The following is a 15,972-nucleotide window of genomic DNA, read 5'->3' as shown; positions in this document are numbered from 1 at the left end:
ACGACCAAAAGATAACTCAAGTTATGAATCCAGTCTATAACATTTGTTATTTTACTTTCTATAACCACGGTTATAAATTGACGATATGAAAACCTTCGCAGAACGATTAATCGCCGCCATGACCGCTGCAGGCCTGTCCCAAGGGCAGTTAGCTGAACGTGTCGGACTCTCACAACCGGCGATTCAAAAAATGACATCAGGAAAGACAAATGGAAGCCGTAAAATGGTTGAGCTTTCGCGTGCGCTAAGCGTCAGACCAGAATGGCTAAGCGCTGGAAGCGGGCCGATGCGTCATGAAGACAACATCCCCTCAGAGAAAGATTGGGGAAAAATTGACTCATGGGACAAAAACACACCGCTTCCTGAAGATGAGGTGGAGATCCCTTTTTTGAGAGATATAGAGTTTGCTTGTGGTGACGGCAGGGTTTCAGACGAGGATTACAACGGTTTTAAACTGAGGTTTTCGAAAGCTACTCTGCGCAAGGTGGGAGCTAACACCGACGGTTCAGGTGTTCTATGTTTCCCCGCCAGGGGAAATAGTATGGAACCCAATATTCCTGATGGCACTACGGTCGCTGTAAATACAAAAGATAAAAAAATCGTTGATGGGAAAATGTATGCCATCAACGAAGATGGATGGAAAAGAATTAAACTGCTTTATCGCACAGGACCCGAGATGATCAGCATTCGCAGTTACAACAGTGCTGAGTATCCATCTGAGGATAAAAATCTAGGAGATATAGAAATTATAGGCAGAGTTTTTTGGTGGTCAGTTTTAGACTATTAACACAGATATGGGACACCCCAAATGGATGCATTTAAAAACAGGTTAAAGCTTCATAGTGAGCATGTTAAAAACGTTGGACTTCATTGCACTACTGAAGAAACAACAAAACAGGCACTAATTTTACCATTTTTGGACATTCTCGGTTTTAGTCCATACGATCCACAAAAAGTAAAAGCTGAATATGGTGCAGACTTTCCTGGGGTGAAGGCTAATGAGCGGGTGGACTATGCCCTGTTTTGCCAAGGGATTCCAGTCATGTTCATTGAAGCCAAAGCCTATAAAGAAAAAATTGATAATCACTGCCCACAGTTATCAAGATATTTTAACTCAACCCCAGAGGTGACAATATCGGCCATAACCAATGGCGTTGAGTGGCGTTTTTTTACTGATCTAAAAGAGAAAAATATTATGGACCCCACTCCATTCTTGAAAATAAGAATGGATGAGGTTACAGATGCTGATGCTGAGCAACTTTTTAGATTTAGACATGACAAGTTCAAACCTGAAGCATTAAGAACTCTCGCAGAAGAAAGTGTATACCTTTCAGCTTTTACTAAAACAATAAGTTCAAGCCTTCGAGAAGTTGACCAGGAATTTGTTAGGTATGTAGCAAGCAGATCGAATGTAGAAAGGCAACTGAACCAACGATTTCTTGAGTCAATAACTCCATTAGTAAAACAGGCAGTAGAATTATCAGTAAGCGCCATGGTAGTTTCTGGACTATCAGGAAAAAACTCAACAGAATCCCCTCACGACGAAGTTCATGACGATAACGAACAAGAAAAGTCTGACGTACAAGCGGATATTGTAGATCCCGATAATCCTAATATCGTTACGACTTATAACGAAAGGCAGCTCTTTGATAAAATCGTATCAATCATTGGAGCGGAGCACGACATTCAATACAAAGATACTGCATCATACTTCGGTGTTCTATTCCAGGGTAAAACGAACCGCTGGATAGTTCGCTACTATGATAAAAAGTCGAAATCATCTATCCAGTTGCCTATAGAGTTGAATGACATAACAATTAATGAAATCTCTAGGGCAGGGTTAACCTGTGATACCTCAAGAATTTACATGGATAATCCAGAAGATATTTTGAGGATATCTGGATTAGTTCTTGATTCATTTGAGTACGTGAAAAACGACGAAAATTTCCGCAAGAAGTAAGAACTCAACCGGCCTGATGGCCGGTTTCACCTTCTTCATCCTAAAGTAACAAATCCACTTCTGCTATCCATCCCCCATTTTCATAAAATTAAATTCCCTTTGTTATCATTGACATATAACTTAATTACCATAATTATAAGTTAAGTTATGGACATTATAGATAACTATAGTTATTCTTTCGTCATCGCGAAACACTCAGCGCATCAAGTTCAAACGTTCCGCTAGCCTGGCGACAAGGGCAAAACAGAAGTGAGCTTCGCGGTGGTGAATTGCAGAGTTAAAACGCTCAACTGTGAAGATCAGCGTCACAGCACCACCAGTGAAGTTCACTTAGGAAAACTGGAGAACATCATGGTTCATCAGCACTACGGTACACAGACAGTAAACCGCGGCGCAGTACAGCCAGGAATGCTCGTCAAACACAAGGATTCAACCTGGACGGCATCAGCTAACGCTCGCGGACGTTTGTATCTGCATCGCGGCGTAGAAATGACTTATACCAAGGATTTGCTGGTTGAAGTTTATCTGAACGGTCTGGGGCATGGACTCAGCCATTAACGGAGAGTGTCATGCAAGACAAGAAATGCGGCTACTGCGGTAAGCCGGTTAAACCAGAGGACGTAATCAAAAGCACCCTTCTCTATCGCAACGGCTCACAGCTGGCGCGCAAAGAGAAAGAGTATTGTTCCAAACGTTGCGCTTCTTACGACCAGATGGCGCACGAAGGCTAACGTAAAACCCGCGCAAGGCGGGATCTACGTCCGGTGCCACCGACCAAAGTTACACCGGAAACAATATTAAAACCAAAGTTAACCCAATGGGCGCTATCAATGGTCCGGGGATTCTAACACCCAAAAAAGAGGATCTCACATGGAATTCTTTAATGTGGTTAAAGCCACTCAGAAATCCGGAAAGCAAGATGCAGTGGTCTGGTTCACTGCAAAAACTGAGGCTCGCGCCAACCTGCAGCTGGACGTTGCGCTGGAAGATGCTGGCATCGAAACCGGCCGCGGCAAGGATTACGTCAAGCCAATTCGCACTGACTTCCCGGTTGTTGATGACCTGCCGGAAGAAGGTGAAGTTGATTTCACCTGGTGTGATCGTTACGAACTGGCCGAAGACCAACGCACCTGGAATGTTAAATTGAAAGCTGATGATGCGGTGCAGGAAGAAAACCACCAGGCTGATGACAATGTCGTTGATGGTGAAACCGGCCATGCAGAAGAGTCTCAGCAGGAAGAACAGCCGAACTTGATCGTCGTAGCCACCCTGCCATTCCGTCAGCGTGTACTGGCTCAGTTCATCGGTGATGGTGAATATCTCTATCACATCGACGCTGGGCAGAAAAACGAGATTGTCCGCCTTGAGATGGACACCGATGACGCGTACATCCAGAACCTGTTGCTGGCTGCAGAGAATGTGGAAGCATTCAAAAAAGCCATTGAGCACGATATTCATAAAGTCGTGAATGCCGTTAAGAAAGTCTTCCCTGTCGACGGTAAAAAACCGGAGCTGGCAACAGTTATCCAGTTCCTGACGGTGTGGTTCAAAACTGAATACATCGATCGCGGCCTGCTGGTCAAGGAATGGCAGAAAGGCAACCGTGTAACAACCATTAATCGCACACCTTCAGGTGCGAACGCCGGTGGCGGTATTGCCTCTGACCGCAAATTCCCGCAAACCATTCTCGGGCTGGAGCATGAAATTGCTCTGGCGTTACGTGCCCGTGACCGCGAATTTGATATTTACAACGTCCCACTGGATATAGAACTACAGGCAAACTCCATCATGAATAAGATGGACGATCCCGAATGGCTGGCAACTCGAGAGAGATTCGTTTCAATTCCTGGTGGCCTGGACTACTCACGTGCCTGCATCATCGCAACAGTAAAAACCACACCAGAGGGGCTTTATGCTGATCCTGTAAAACACCAAGAATATTTGAATAGAGTACTTACGGAAACCGACCACGCCAACCCAGATCCATTGCTCGTTGATATAGCCTGCGGTCGTTCGTCTATGCCTGTACCTATGAAACAGGAAAAAGTAACGGCCGAAGAGGTAAACAAAATTCTTGCAGCTTCCCGCGGAGAATATGTCGAGGGGATTAGTGACCCTACAGACCCGAAATGGATCACAGAAGACCTCGCATTAACCGCCCAACAAATAGATGACCGTTCACCACTTAATGAGGACACCACCAGCGATGTGCAGATGGAAGAAACTGTCAGTGATGAAGAGCAGGCTGGCAATGAAGTGCAGTCAGGCGAAAGCAGTCTGGAAACTGGTGAAGAGTCACATACCGGCCAGCAAGCCGATGTAAACCAGAATGCGGATTCTGTCGCCCAAAATAGCGATTTTGTAAACCAAACCGAACCGGTTGCGGCACAAATCAAGCCAGAATCTCATTCTGACGAACCGGCTGTTGTGTACCCTGCTTACTTTGAGCCAGGCCGCTATGAAGGATTGCCGAACGAGGTTTATCACGCAGCGAACGGTATCAGCTCAACCCAGGTGAAAGACGCACGTGTCAGCCTGATGTTCTATCACGGCCGTCACGTGACCAAGACTATCCGTCGCGAAAGCAGCGAGGCGCTGACGTTCGGTAGCCTGGCGCACACCCTGGCCCTGGAGCCCGAAAAGCTCCACGAAGAGTTTGCGGTATTCCCAGGTATTCCGGCTGAGGCGTTTACCACTACCGACTCCATGAAGGCGTTCATTCGAGAATTTAACGCGGATAAGCCAAAGGCCGAGCAACTGAAGCTCACCGGTAAGAAAGAAGAACTTCAGGCGGCGATACGCGCGGTCAGCCCGGAGGCCATTTTCGCTGATGAATTTGAGCAGCAATGGCGTGATAGCGTTGATGGGAAAACCATCCTGTCCAGAGAACAACTGACGCTGGCCACGGCAATTCAGCAAGCCCTACTGAATCATGAATCAGCCGGGAAACTGCTGCGCCATCCTTCCCGTTCAGTGGAAACCAGTTATTTCGGGATGGACGACGAAACCGGTCTGGAAGTCCGTGTGCGCCCTGACCTTGAGGTTGAAATCAACGGCGTTCGTATCGGTGTTGACCTGAAGACGATCAGCATGGGACGCGTTAAGCAAGACGGTTTGCGCGCCAAACTGCACCGGGAAATCATCGACCGCGACTACCACCTCAGCGCTGGCATGTATTGCTCCGTTGCCGACTTTGATCAGTTTTTCTGGATCTTCGTCAACAAAGACGAGGGCTACCACTGGGTGGCGGTAATTGAGGCATCGGAAGATTTGCTCGACCTCGGGCTGCTGGAGTATCAGCGCACCATGCGTGCACTCGCAAATGCGTATGACACCGATTGCTGGTCTGCACCGATAACCGAAGACTACACCGACGAACTGAACGACTTCGACCTGCGCCGCCTTGAAGCGCTGCGTCTGGCTTAAGGAGGATTTGACCATGCAAAATACCAACATCATTACGACCGAGCAGGCACCAAACACCATTTCCGCTAGCAACGCTGTGTTCAACGTGCAAGCACTCGGCCAGCTTACCTCTTTCGCTGAATTGATGGCGCAGTCTGCCGTCACCGTTCCCAAACACCTGGCGGGGAAACCTGCCGACTGTATGGCTATCGTCATGCAGGCTATGCAGTGGGGAATGAACCCATATGCGGTTGCACAGAAAACGCACCTGGTGAATGGCATTCTGGGTTACGAAGCGCAGCTGGTTAACGCAGTGATTTCCAGTTCCAGCGCCATTGTTGGCCGCTTCCATTACGAGTACGGCGGTGACTGGGAGAAGATCGCCGGGAAAAAAGACGGTCGTGATGAATTAGGCCTGTCTATCCGGGTTGGTGCCGTACTGCGTGGAGAAGACGAAATCACCTGGGGTGAGCCAATCTACCTTGCAGATATCACCACACGTAACTCGCCACTATGGAAAACAGCGCCAAAACAGCAGATCGCTTATCTGGCAGTCAAGTACTGGGCACGCTTGTACTGCCCTGAAGTCATCCTCGGCGTCTACAGCCCAGATGAAGTTGAGCCGCGTACTGAGAAAGAGATTAACCCAGCACCGAAGCACGTTAACCTGGCTGATATCTCAGGTGACACCGTCACAACCACGCAAATCGCACAGGAATCATCGGTAAATATCGGTTCACTGGCCGATGATTTTCGCGAACGCATCGACGCTGCACAGGATGTTGATAGCGCCAAAGCACTGCGCGCTGATATCGAAAGCGCGAAGGTCACGCTCGGTTCTGCCCTGTTCACCGAGCTGAAGAACAAAGCGGTGAAACGCTATTACCTGGCTGATTCACGTAACAAGGTTGAAGCCGCGATCAACTCCCTGCCGTCTCCGGATGAACCGGATGCAGCTGAACGGTTTGGAGAAGTTGAGCGAGTTCTTGCAACGGCGAAACGTCATCTGGGCGACGAACTGCACGATCAGTTCAGCATCACCTTGGCGGATATGAAACCGGAATACGTGGCCTAAGGGAGGCGGGAGGGCGAACCCTCCCGGTAACGAGATGAGTAAATCTTTAAACGCACGCTGCATCCGCCGCTGGGAAATTGAGTTCAAAGGACGTTGCGATTCGAAAGTAAGTCCTTGGTGGCGTAAACAGCACCTTCGCGGTTACATCCGGGAATGCGCCCTGACAACTGCCTACTGCATGGTTGAGCGTATGGCCGAGGACAACGCTCTGGTTGATTTTCAAGGTAATGGTCGCTGCTGGTCGCCGGAGTTCTCTGCCTGGTACCACGAACGCCGAGAACAGTATCTCAAAGAGGCGCGCGACTATCTAAACGAAGACGCCACCAATGACGAGATCGACGAGGAAATCCAGAACGAGCTGGAGGCCTGGAATGACTGAGCTGAATTATAACCCGGCAGACCCCGACAAAATGCAACTCCCGAAGGGTAAGACCTGCGGCGACTGCGCCCATATCCGTCGCTGTAATGCAATTTTCGGGCATACCGAAACCGATGCATATTGCGATTGGTCGCCGTCCCGAGCGGTTTTCCATCAACCATCCAATCCAGAAGGCGGTGACCATGCGATTAATTAACCGCGGAAATCAGCAATCCCCTCTAGCGCGTCAGGCATGCGACATAGCACTGGCCACTCATGCAGAACGTTACGGCGACTATGGCCGCAGCAAGATGAAGGAGACGTACACGGTGAGAGTTGAAGGTGTGAAGGTCTGGGTGGAAGTGGTGAACCGTAAGGCGAGCTACGTGGCCACAGCGATGACAGGTATGCGTCGTTTGCGCGCGCTGCCGGGTCAGGTGAGTTGATAACGATATTTCATTAACAGTTTTCCGGCAGCTCTATAATAAGTTGCCGGAAGCCGGAGGTAGTATGGCCAAGCTTCTTAATCTGCTGGAATGGGCGAATTCAACTTATTCAACCCCACCGTCTCTTTCAACACTTCGCCGCTGGGCGCGGGAGGGGCGTATTTACCCTGCTCCGGAACTTCACGGCAAAGAATATAAGGTTCAGCCAGATGCCATCTATGTGGATCCGAGCAAAAAGAACCTTCGTCACAAAGCAAAACGCATATCGCTGCCAACTGGCGGCACTCTACTGGAGAGACTGACTCATGGCGAAAAGGCCAGTTCGTTACGACGCTAATCTGCCCCGTAACCTGACCTATCGTAAAAGAGACAGGCTTTATAGCTGGCGAAACCCGATTACTGGTCAAGAGTTATCTCTTGGCCGGATCGACAGAAAGGACGCCATTTCTCAGGCCATCGAAGCCAATAACTACATCGAACAGAATTACCTTCCGTCAGCGCTGCTGGACCGCATAAAGGAAGTACCAACATTTACGGTGAAAGCGTGGCTTGAGCGCTACGAAGTAATTCTTGAGCGAAGAGAATTGAAGCCAAACACGATGAAGGTCAGACGCAACCAGATCGCCACTATCAGTGATGAATTCGGCCGTATGCCGCTATCGGCGGTCAGCACAAAGGACGTATCTACTTTCCTGGAGAGTTACATACTCTGCGATAAGAAGAGCATGGCCTCCGGCCTGCGTTCGGTATTGTTGGATATTTTCAGGGAGGCGATCGTCGAGGGACACATTGAAAGGAATCCGGCAGAGCCGACAAGAACGCCGACACCCAAAGTGAAGCGCGAGCGTCTTCTACTTGAACAGTTTGAGATAATAAGGGATGCAGCAACCGCCCATTCCGAATGGGCTGCAAATGCATGCGACCTGGCACTAGTCACCGGGCAAAGAAGAGAGGATGTATCGTTGTTCAGATTCAGCGATATCAGGGATGGAAGGTTGTTTGTCACGCAGGAAAAGACAGGTCACAAATTGGCGTTGCCGCTTGATTTGCGACTGGACTCTGCTGATTTGGTATTGCAGGATGTTATCGACCGTTGCCGGAAAAACAACCCGTCAGATTTCATGCTGTATTCAGCGGTGAGACGTGGCGGAAGGAAACCTGGGCCATTAACTCCTGACGGCATTACTCAAGCATTTTCTGATATCAGGGATTCTACAGAGCTAAAGTTTGGCCCCAACCCTCCTCCTTTCCATGAGATCAGGAGTTTGGCGAGCAGACTGTATGAAAGGGAGCGCGGAGAGGATTTCGCACAGAGACTGCTGGGGCATAAAAATTTAACAATGACCAAAAAATACCTGGACGCACGCGGTGCAGAATATGTTATGGTTTAGACAGGATATGGAAATTTCGAGTAATTTTCGTGGGATTTCGTGAAAGCACCGAAAAAACCTAACGAAAACAAGCACATAAAAAGAGACCGAATACGATTCCTGTATTCGGTCCAGGGAAATGGCTCTTGGGAGAGAGCCGTGCGCTAAAAGTTGGCATTAATGCAGGCTAAGTTACCCTGCCATTTAAGAATAGATGACAGCGCCAGGTTTTCCAGTCCGTGACTAAAGTGGCCGGAAAAAAAGGACGTTTGTTACGCATCCAAACGCAAAAACCGCAAGTTCTCCTGCGAGATGCTTGCGGTTTTTTATTGGAAATCAGAGCGCTACATCTGACAATTAGCAGAGCTTTTCTGCACGCTCTACAAACGGTGCCAGGCTCATTTTTTCGCCCGGTTTCGCCGGATCATCAATCTGGATAATCTCGATCGGCTTTGCCGTGGTTTTTCCGCTCTCCACCTGCTGTCTGGCGACATCATTCAACGGGTATTGCACCAGCGTACTGGGATTGATGACATACAGCGCGTTACCTGGACGGCAGGTCAGCATCACCTCTTCCCGATTAAACGCCCACTTATCTTTGCCAACCTCAAAACGGCTGACGGTAATGACCTGCGGCGCAGCCAGCGCGGCTCCGGAGCTTGCCAGGAGTAATAAAGAGATAATGATTTTTTTCATGCGTTTCGCCAGTCCATCAATCAGAAAGGTTCAAGGGTTGCAAACAAGCTGACAATCGCCAGCACAACGGCTCCTATACCCCATTCCAGCTTGGTCATCCAAATAAAATAGAGAGTCATGCCGCGGTTATCCTGCCGCATACGTGGTACCAGAACATACCGATTCACCAGCGCAATCGCCACCATTAACATGACCAGGGCACCTTTTAACAAAAGCAGTCGCCCGTAAGCCATGTGCCAGGGAACAGAAAAACCGACAATAAACAGCGCATTCATAATACCGGTTAGTAAAACACCGATAACGAAAAGATGCCCATAGCGTGAGAAGCGCATCATGGTACTGATGGCCTGTTCCCGCCAGCGACCTTGCGCCATTCGCATACAGTAAAGTACGGGCAGCAAACCGCCGAACCAGGCGGCAGCGCATACCAAATGTAAGGCGTGGTTAACCTGCTGGATTGCGCCAGGGATACCGCTGTGCAGCGTCGCATGTCCGACGCCAGCCAGCAAAATAAACTGCGCAATTGTCAGCATTAACAGCAGTCGCGGCATGCTACGCGGCACCATGATGGTCACCACCAGCGTGACCAACGCGAGGATAATCTGCCATAACCAGACGCCGCCAAATTGCGTTTGCAACACGGCGAGCCAAACATCAGTAGAGACAACATCCCGCCAGCCTGAGCCCATTAACCCACCCTGAATCGCCAGCATCAGCGTCGCGCTGATAAAGCTCCACGTCGCAGCATGCCGTTGCAGACGTAAAAAACGACGCATCATTAAACGACGAACCGAAACGGGGGCCAGCCATGCGCCGTAAAGCGCACAGCCAAACACCAGCATCAAAGCGGTAAAATGGATAAACCGTAGCGCAACCCAGGTAAATGCCAGCATTGGTTATTTCACGCTAAAGGTATATTGCCCCTTCGTCTTGTGACCATCCACGGAGACAACGTGCCAGTCGACCGTATATTTTCCTGCTTCAAGCGTTTGATCAAGCGGAACAATCAGCTGCGTTTTGTCCTGCTCACTGCGCGATGCCTTGCCCGTTTTGATCTGTTCTTTGTTAGGACCGGTCAGCGTTGCACCGCTGAATCCCGGCTCTACGCCTTCAGAAAAATTCAGCGTCAACGCCTGAGGAGATGCCGCCACTTCAGCGTTAGCCACCGGACTTTGTTTTGTGAGGTGGGCATGCGCCAATGCCGCAGGTGTTGCCAGAACGCTGGCGAGTACGATGAGCGCGTTGCGAAGCATAGATGCAGATGAAGCCATTTCAACTATTCCTTTTTGTTATGTCTAACCTGTAGAGAATAACCTTCTACAATGGTCGAGTCGAGAATCATCATTTCTGTCTTGCCATAATTATGTTTGATGCGAATCGTTTAACTACCTGATTTATATTTATTATAAACTCAAAAAGAACCACTACAAGGGCAATTCCTTTAGTCATACATCAGGCGTTCTCAACCCTATGGTTGTAATATATCGCAGACCGTACTCAGTATGTAACCCAATAAAAAAAAAGAAATTTTACTCACTATCGTTTGTATCAAAAGTCTTGATGTAAGGACAGTGTTTCGATTTTGTGATGTAAGTAAACGTATAAATACTATTGCTATACACACATAAGGTTTTCCCGTTCCCTGTGGTTGACTGTTCCGGATTGTTCATGGTCACACGCCCAGCGCCAGCGCTGAAGGTCATTATCAATCCGATAAGTATCGCTGCATATCTTTTCATTTTTCATTCCCCTTGTTGTCATCAGTGCTAACTCAGTGTAAGTGCCGCCATGAAAATACATCAATCGATCAAAAATAATTATCGATTTGATAGAAATTATTCATAGAACTAGTTAGAGTGTATGCATGAGATTTTCACTTCACGGCATGAAAGGATGATGGCTTTGACTACTAACCAAATGAAAAACAATAATCTGTACTTCTATCTCTACATGGCGATTCCAGTCCTGTTCCCGGCTATTTACTTTTTCACCATGAATGATGTGGCTGCTCTCATCGTTTTCTATGTGGCTGCCATCATCTGTGTGATTTTCGACCAGAAGGAAATAGTTAAGGCTGGCAACGAATCCAAACCTCAGTTTGTAGGGTCGGCTCTGGGGATTCTCATTTTTCCACCTCTTTACGTTTACGGGAGGGCTAAAACTGCTGACTTGAAGATGAGCACACGATGGGCGTGGTTCTTCGCATACATTGCAGTTGCGTTGAGTTGTTCCGCCATCACTGTTGTTTTAGATGACAGCGAAACACTTAAGACGAGCGCTTGTGAGATCACGACTTCAATATTCAAAGACAAGGGGAGTGAGGTGAAGTGCCTTGTTGTGGAGGATGTGAAGAAGGTTGCAGACAAAAACTATCGCGCGAAAGCTGTGTTGAGTAATGGCATTGATATGCCCATCACCATTGAAGAGCGTAACGACGATTACATTTATGTGACGTTAGCCCCGCTGAGTGGCTTTCTTGAGTAATAGACCGACGCAGGGGGAGCAATCCCCAAATCTTACCCAGTCTACCGCCACGAAGATTTCAGATGTACCTTATTACCAAATAGCGCACAGAAGAATAATATCCCCGGCACAATGTCTGATCGGCCAGGCCGCTTCTCGCTGCTCATAAACGTAACATTATTGATAAATAAGATTCTCAGGAGGTTAACCCGTAAACCTCCTGAGGGGCAATTGCCCTACGTTACAAAGAATCTACTTGCCTAGTCTAGGCTAAAAGAAAATAACTCACTTTCGTTACAAAAAATATTGATTTCTAGCATCTTTTCATGTGGTCGTGGTAAACGAAGCCCTTTGGATTTTATATTGATTCCCCACTGAAGCACATTGGTACTATAAAGGTACTTCATTATATTTGATCAGGATCTCAATCTCCCCTCCCACAGCATAAAAAATTTATGCTTTAGTGGTAGTCAAACCAGATATTTTATTCTAGTGTGTATTGAGACTAATCTGATGGAAGTTTTTGAAATGGATGATGAAGAAAGACGCTTGTGGAAAAATTTTAGGGATGCGTTAAGGCGCTTATTGGAGCACCCGGACTTAAGCTCTTCACAGAGAGATTACATTCTTAAAAACATCAGAGGATTTGCGCCAGAATATAATGTAATTGATTTGCGTAGTAAGCAACATAAGAAAAAGGAGTAAATATTCCTGAACCAGCCCCCAGAACCCTTCACCATTATATTATTTTAGACTGGCCCCCTGCTTCTTTTACATCTTTATCATCTGGAATGAAAATTTAATGATATATCTCAAATGATTAACGTCAGAAAGTGGTAATAACATACTTACGGTGACGTTAGTCTGATTCGTAACACGTTGAGTCGCCCCCCATACTGCTTTGGAGATGTTGATTCTGATGGTTGTTACAAAACTGTATGTTATCCGCAAGACAAGCATCTATCTTCCTGAGTTCAGCTATGTCGCCAAACTCTATTATTCCAAATCAGAAGGGGTAAGCGATGACATTTAATATTGATGATATTGATGCTTCATTATCCGCATTGAATGCGGCGCTTAAAGAGCATTATCTCCGGGGGGAAAAATTACTGTACCTGATCTTGTTTGGTGATTTGACCGATCACAACATAATAGATAATGATTCTCATCTTCATTGTCAGTTTTGTGAATGGCTGACGTTGCGTATGCGGGGCGATACCCTAGACAGAAATATGGTTTTGAGTATCAGCCGCAATCACGACGCGATGCACAATATTACTCGAATGTTAATGCAGGCTGTAGTATCCGGAACCACGACAAAAGAACTGGTTAGCCAGTATCATGGCTGCCAACTTGCATTTATTGACAGTATAGAGACCTACAGATCCAGTCTCTCTACATTCCGTAACCAGCATGACACCTTAACAGGGTTACCATTACGGCATCTGTTATACCAAGAATATCCATCCTTTCTTGAGCGTTGCCGACGAAACCTGTCCGAATTTTATGTGCTAATGCTGGATATTGACCGTTTTAAAAGCATCAATGATACCTGGGGGCATAACGCGGGCGATGAAGTGCTTAGACTGGTTGCGAGCAGGTTAAGTTCAGCGACTCGCCGTTCAGAGCGTCTTTACCGTTTTGGCGGTGAAGAGTTTATTATACTGCTGGAGACAAAAGGTCGCATGGCCGCTGAATCTGCTGCGGAACGTATCCGTTGCAACCTGAGTAGTTATGAGATCATTATTTCTGGGCAGCTAGTGCATATTACTGTAACGGGGGGACTAACCCGTGTGGAAGCACATGAGGAACTGCATTCGGTAATTGCCCGAGCGGATAATGCTATGTACTACGGTAAAAATAATGGGCGTAATTGTTGTGTGACGGTTATGGCTGATGGAGAGCCGAGTCGGATATCTAGATAGCAGCCTCTAATGCCAGTAAAGTAAATTGTCAAAATATAACAAATAGTTACCTGAAAATATGATATGAGGGTCTGAACATGCCCTGTTATGTTCAGACCCTCCGTTTAAAATATCATCAACAAATTGTCTGATCTGCCAGGCAGGTTCTCTCCGCACGTAAAGGTAACTCTCGATCTTTTACAAATATCATACGGGTGTCACCGCTGGCGTCGAACAGAGTAGTATCAACAATCGAACGTTTTATGACACCAGTAAACCCTACCTTAAATTGGTGTCATTAAATTAGCATATTGACATTATGACACCATTAGTTAATTATGATACCGTTTTTGATACCAATCAGGGGAGCGATTATGAGCCGTACATTTGCATATTGCCGTGTGTCCACCAGCGAACAGTCAACAGAAAACCAGATTATGGCGATTCGTCAGGCTGGCTATGCAGTGAATGATAGCAGGGTGATATCAGAAACCGTGTCAGGGGGAGTACAGGCAATGCAGCGCAAAGGCTTTGCTGATATGGTGACTCATAAACTGGAGGCTGGGGATCAGCTTGTAGTATTGAAACTGGACCGCCTGGGAAGGGACAACATCGACGTGCAGCAAACCATTACGATGCTGGTGGATAAAGGGATTGATGTTGTTTCACTGGATCTGCCTGTGCGTAACCTTTCCAGCGCGGAAGGGAAGTTGATGCTGCAAATGTTTTCTGCGTTTGCAGAGTTCGAAAAATCCCGCATCATTGAACGCACAAAAGAGGGTTTAGTAAGAGCCAGGAAGGAAGGGAAGAAGTTAGGCCGTCCGGTTGCGTCAGATACCCTTCAGCGTGTACAGGAAGCCAGAGCTAAGGGGCTGAGCCAGTCCAAAGCGGCGTTAGCATTGAATTTAAGTCTCCCGACTATCAAACGAAACTGGAACATCAAAGAGGAGTAAGATTTAACCTGTCTTCACTCAGATTCAGATGCTGCCCTGCCAGCGCGTGAGGCTTAATTATGGCTATTTTCGGGTCAATTAATCCGAAATATTCCGGCGACAGTAAATCCAGCGGAGCCGCACACCAGCTTAAATCTACGTGGAAAAGACAGAGATGTGGTGCTATATTTAAAAGTTAAGCCGTGATACATGAGAGAAGGCATTGTTAAACGCAATGAGCGCTATCGTGAGCGCTTTTTGTGGCGTGGGTAATGCGAAGGTACTGCCTCCTGATTTGAAGGCCGTAGAGAGCGTTACGCGAAGGATTTAGCAATTATGGTTTTTATTGCTCAATTTTGATGTTGAGTGTACCCGATCCCCATTTCCGGTCTGATACTTCCCACGCTCTTTCGCCAGATACGATACCCACAGAAAAGGCCCCTCGAGCGTTTTCGGCTTATTTCTTTCGATAATGTAATAATTCGGATATCTTTCCGTTGCCTTTGGCAGCTCCACCAGCGCTGCTTTACCGCCCGTTAGACCCATCCAGATTTCAACAATGCTTCCGGCAATGCCACTTGTGGGTGTCCCAAGGCGTCTGACCTGTCGATGCGGGAGGGCAATCCAGCAATGGTAATGCACCTGTTTTGCTTTCTCTTGCTCCCGTACCCAGCCATAAGCAAAGTTGAGGATCGGTTCTGCCAACCCCACAGGTCGGTTTAATTTAGACTTCAGACGTTCACGTAGTTTTTTAAACAGGTCGCTTACCCACCTGTTGCCTGTGTCTATTGGGGTATTCTCAGGTAAGCGTAAATCGAAGCGAGAGAAGTAAACCCGGCTGTAGATGGATAGTATTGCATCAAGCTGTTCTGCTACTGAGGTAAGGATATCAAGGCGAACACCGGATTGGCCGGTGGTGTTGATCGGGTAGGCATAACCATGACGAATGAAAACATCACCTGTGATGACCCTGTAACGCCCGTGTGTATGGACTTTGGTTGTGTAAGGAGTAGCCTGTGTGAGTACTGAATGAGTAGTTCCTTCTTCTGACACAACAACCCCGTTAGTTATTTATGTAAACAACCCTCGCGTACACACACGTATAAGTTATTACCATCTGACCACCGTAAAACGAAGCAATTACGGGTAGCATAAACCCCATCAGACAAAGGCTAATGGTAAAAAAGATGGATAAAATTTTTTCGAAGAAAGTTTACATGATGTAGATAATCCCAAAATTACAATAGCGCACAAGTCATGGCAGTGCAAAGATTATTTTTAATCTGTGGTATTTTTCGGGTTTGCTTCTGCCATTTTGCCGTTTTTGCGATAACCCAACAAGGTACTTCCCAGTTGATAAGTG

General features: G+C 47.3%; 20 protein-coding genes. 15 read left to right on the top strand and 5 right to left on the bottom strand.

The window, feature by feature from the left end; translation table 11 throughout:
* Positions 1 to 85 precede the first annotated feature (85 nt).
* The 11 genes from GHC22_RS09780 (at position 86) to GHC22_RS09735 (ending at position 8,635) form a co-directional block, all read left to right on the top strand.
* Positions 86 to 787 (top strand): helix-turn-helix transcriptional regulator, encoded by a 702-nt coding sequence (locus tag GHC22_RS09780; protein ID WP_162873151.1) that lies wholly within the window; start codon positions 86 to 88, stop codon positions 785 to 787.
* A 21-nt stretch (positions 788 to 808) separates the two neighbouring features.
* Positions 809 to 1,960 carry a type I restriction endonuclease gene (locus GHC22_RS09775; protein ID WP_086523735.1) on the top strand — a complete coding sequence of 384 codons (1,152 nt, stop codon included), beginning with the start codon at positions 809 to 811 and terminating at the stop codon, positions 1,958 to 1,960.
* Between the two features lie 351 nt (positions 1,961 to 2,311).
* Positions 2,312 to 2,518, top strand: a complete 207-nt coding sequence (locus tag GHC22_RS09770) for a hypothetical protein (RefSeq protein WP_001568763.1) — start codon at positions 2,312 to 2,314, stop codon at positions 2,516 to 2,518.
* 11 nt (positions 2,519 to 2,529) lie between these two features.
* A complete protein-coding gene (locus tag GHC22_RS24565; protein WP_194841962.1) occupies positions 2,530 to 2,691 on the top strand; it encodes a YdaE family protein in 162 nt (53 codons plus the stop codon).
* A 139-nt stretch (positions 2,692 to 2,830) separates the two neighbouring features.
* Positions 2,831 to 5,386 carry a RecE family exodeoxyribonuclease gene (locus GHC22_RS09765; protein ID WP_153752813.1) on the top strand — a complete coding sequence of 852 codons (2,556 nt, stop codon included), beginning with the start codon at positions 2,831 to 2,833 and terminating at the stop codon, positions 5,384 to 5,386.
* 13 nt (positions 5,387 to 5,399) lie between these two features.
* Positions 5,400 to 6,440 (top strand): RecT family recombinase, encoded by a 1,041-nt coding sequence (locus tag GHC22_RS09760; protein ID WP_153752812.1) that lies wholly within the window; start codon positions 5,400 to 5,402, stop codon positions 6,438 to 6,440.
* Between the two features lie 34 nt (positions 6,441 to 6,474).
* Complete coding sequence (locus GHC22_RS09755; RefSeq protein ID WP_153752810.1) at positions 6,475 to 6,819, top strand: hypothetical protein; 345 nt, start codon at positions 6,475 to 6,477, stop codon at positions 6,817 to 6,819.
* Positions 6,812 to 7,015, top strand: a complete 204-nt coding sequence (locus GHC22_RS09750) for a hypothetical protein (RefSeq protein ID WP_153752808.1) — start codon at positions 6,812 to 6,814, stop codon at positions 7,013 to 7,015. The genes GHC22_RS09755 and GHC22_RS09750 overlap by 8 nt, the downstream gene beginning before the upstream one ends.
* Entirely contained in the window at positions 7,002 to 7,244 is a 243-nt protein-coding gene (locus tag GHC22_RS09745; RefSeq protein WP_003841647.1) for a DUF4060 family protein, read from the top strand. The genes GHC22_RS09750 and GHC22_RS09745 overlap by 14 nt, the downstream gene beginning before the upstream one ends.
* Positions 7,245 to 7,308: 64 nt before the next feature.
* Positions 7,309 to 7,581: an excisionase gene (locus tag GHC22_RS09740; protein WP_016156226.1), complete on the top strand. Its 273-nt coding sequence runs from the start codon at positions 7,309 to 7,311 to the stop codon at positions 7,579 to 7,581.
* Complete coding sequence (locus tag GHC22_RS09735; protein ID WP_153752806.1) at positions 7,550 to 8,635, top strand: tyrosine-type recombinase/integrase; 1,086 nt, start codon at positions 7,550 to 7,552, stop codon at positions 8,633 to 8,635. The genes GHC22_RS09740 and GHC22_RS09735 overlap by 32 nt, the downstream gene beginning before the upstream one ends.
* A gap of 336 nt (positions 8,636 to 8,971) precedes the next feature.
* On the opposite strand, the gene GHC22_RS09730 is transcribed toward GHC22_RS09735, so the two are convergent.
* From GHC22_RS09730 to GHC22_RS24650, 4 genes are all read right to left on the bottom strand, one after another.
* Entirely contained in the window at positions 8,972 to 9,310 is a 339-nt protein-coding gene (locus GHC22_RS09730; protein WP_003833793.1) for a YebY family protein, read from the bottom strand.
* A 20-nt stretch (positions 9,311 to 9,330) separates the two neighbouring features.
* Positions 9,331 to 10,203, bottom strand: coding sequence for a copper homeostasis membrane protein CopD (gene copD / locus GHC22_RS09725; RefSeq protein WP_008785042.1), 873 nt, complete (start codon positions 10,201 to 10,203; stop codon positions 9,331 to 9,333).
* Between the two features lie 3 nt (positions 10,204 to 10,206).
* Positions 10,207 to 10,581, bottom strand: coding sequence for a CopC domain-containing protein YobA (yobA, locus tag GHC22_RS09720; RefSeq protein ID WP_153752805.1), 375 nt, complete (start codon positions 10,579 to 10,581; stop codon positions 10,207 to 10,209).
* A 258-nt stretch (positions 10,582 to 10,839) separates the two neighbouring features.
* Positions 10,840 to 11,049: a hypothetical protein gene (locus GHC22_RS24650; RefSeq protein ID WP_003844137.1), complete on the bottom strand. Its 210-nt coding sequence runs from the start codon at positions 11,047 to 11,049 to the stop codon at positions 10,840 to 10,842.
* Positions 11,050 to 11,203: 154 nt separating this feature from the next.
* Between GHC22_RS24650 and GHC22_RS09710 the strand changes: the two genes are divergently transcribed.
* From GHC22_RS09710 to GHC22_RS09695, 4 genes are all read left to right on the top strand, one after another.
* Positions 11,204 to 11,794, top strand: coding sequence for a hypothetical protein (locus tag GHC22_RS09710; RefSeq protein WP_032939142.1), 591 nt, complete (start codon positions 11,204 to 11,206; stop codon positions 11,792 to 11,794).
* Positions 11,795 to 12,286: 492 nt separating this feature from the next.
* On the top strand, positions 12,287 to 12,478 hold the full coding sequence (locus GHC22_RS09705) for a hypothetical protein (protein ID WP_008322661.1): 192 nt from the start codon (positions 12,287 to 12,289) through the stop codon (positions 12,476 to 12,478).
* Between the two features lie 317 nt (positions 12,479 to 12,795).
* Positions 12,796 to 13,698: a diguanylate cyclase gene (locus tag GHC22_RS09700; RefSeq protein ID WP_003844140.1), complete on the top strand. Its 903-nt coding sequence runs from the start codon at positions 12,796 to 12,798 to the stop codon at positions 13,696 to 13,698.
* A 353-nt stretch (positions 13,699 to 14,051) separates the two neighbouring features.
* Positions 14,052 to 14,630: a recombinase family protein gene (locus GHC22_RS09695; RefSeq protein WP_153752162.1), complete on the top strand. Its 579-nt coding sequence runs from the start codon at positions 14,052 to 14,054 to the stop codon at positions 14,628 to 14,630.
* Between the two features lie 306 nt (positions 14,631 to 14,936).
* Here GHC22_RS09695 and GHC22_RS09690 read toward each other — a convergent pair whose 3' ends face one another.
* Complete coding sequence (locus GHC22_RS09690; protein ID WP_153752803.1) at positions 14,937 to 15,662, bottom strand: inovirus-type Gp2 protein; 726 nt, start codon at positions 15,660 to 15,662, stop codon at positions 14,937 to 14,939.
* Positions 15,663 to 15,972 lie beyond the last annotated feature (310 nt).

The sequence above is a fragment of the Citrobacter sp. H12-3-2 genome, from assembly GCF_009649895.1.
GTDB lineage: Bacteria > Pseudomonadota > Gammaproteobacteria > Enterobacterales > Enterobacteriaceae > Citrobacter > Citrobacter portucalensis.
The sequence above is the reverse complement of the archived record's forward strand: the minus strand, read 5'-3'. Positions and strand labels throughout refer to the sequence as shown.

Bases quoted from the DNA above. Each gene is read 5' to 3' on its own strand.
- GHC22_RS09780 (WP_162873151.1), top strand. From the start codon at position 86: ATGAAAACCTTCGCAGAACGATTAATCGCCGCCATGACCGCTGCAGGC.
- GHC22_RS09775 (WP_086523735.1), top strand. From the start codon at position 809: ATGGATGCATTTAAAAACAGGTTAAAGCTTCATAGTGAGCATGTTAAA.
- GHC22_RS09770 (WP_001568763.1), top strand. From the start codon at position 2,312: ATGGTTCATCAGCACTACGGTACACAGACAGTAAACCGCGGCGCAGTA.
- GHC22_RS24565 (WP_194841962.1), top strand. From the start codon at position 2,530: ATGCAAGACAAGAAATGCGGCTACTGCGGTAAGCCGGTTAAACCAGAG.
- GHC22_RS09765 (WP_153752813.1), top strand. From the start codon at position 2,831: ATGGAATTCTTTAATGTGGTTAAAGCCACTCAGAAATCCGGAAAGCAA.
- GHC22_RS09760 (WP_153752812.1), top strand. From the start codon at position 5,400: ATGCAAAATACCAACATCATTACGACCGAGCAGGCACCAAACACCATT.
- GHC22_RS09755 (WP_153752810.1), top strand. From the start codon at position 6,475: ATGAGTAAATCTTTAAACGCACGCTGCATCCGCCGCTGGGAAATTGAG.
- GHC22_RS09750 (WP_153752808.1), top strand. From the start codon at position 6,812: ATGACTGAGCTGAATTATAACCCGGCAGACCCCGACAAAATGCAACTC.
- GHC22_RS09745 (WP_003841647.1), top strand. From the start codon at position 7,002: ATGCGATTAATTAACCGCGGAAATCAGCAATCCCCTCTAGCGCGTCAG.
- GHC22_RS09740 (WP_016156226.1), top strand. From the start codon at position 7,309: ATGGCCAAGCTTCTTAATCTGCTGGAATGGGCGAATTCAACTTATTCA.
- GHC22_RS09735 (WP_153752806.1), top strand. From the start codon at position 7,550: ATGGCGAAAAGGCCAGTTCGTTACGACGCTAATCTGCCCCGTAACCTG.
- GHC22_RS09730 (WP_003833793.1), bottom strand. From the start codon at position 9,310: ATGAAAAAAATCATTATCTCTTTATTACTCCTGGCAAGCTCCGGAGCC.
- copD (WP_008785042.1), bottom strand. From the start codon at position 10,203: ATGCTGGCATTTACCTGGGTTGCGCTACGGTTTATCCATTTTACCGCT.
- yobA (WP_153752805.1), bottom strand. From the start codon at position 10,581: ATGGCTTCATCTGCATCTATGCTTCGCAACGCGCTCATCGTACTCGCC.
- GHC22_RS24650 (WP_003844137.1), bottom strand. From the start codon at position 11,049: ATGAAAAGATATGCAGCGATACTTATCGGATTGATAATGACCTTCAGC.
- GHC22_RS09710 (WP_032939142.1), top strand. From the start codon at position 11,204: ATGATGGCTTTGACTACTAACCAAATGAAAAACAATAATCTGTACTTC.
- GHC22_RS09705 (WP_008322661.1), top strand. From the start codon at position 12,287: ATGGAAGTTTTTGAAATGGATGATGAAGAAAGACGCTTGTGGAAAAAT.
- GHC22_RS09700 (WP_003844140.1), top strand. From the start codon at position 12,796: ATGACATTTAATATTGATGATATTGATGCTTCATTATCCGCATTGAAT.
- GHC22_RS09695 (WP_153752162.1), top strand. From the start codon at position 14,052: ATGAGCCGTACATTTGCATATTGCCGTGTGTCCACCAGCGAACAGTCA.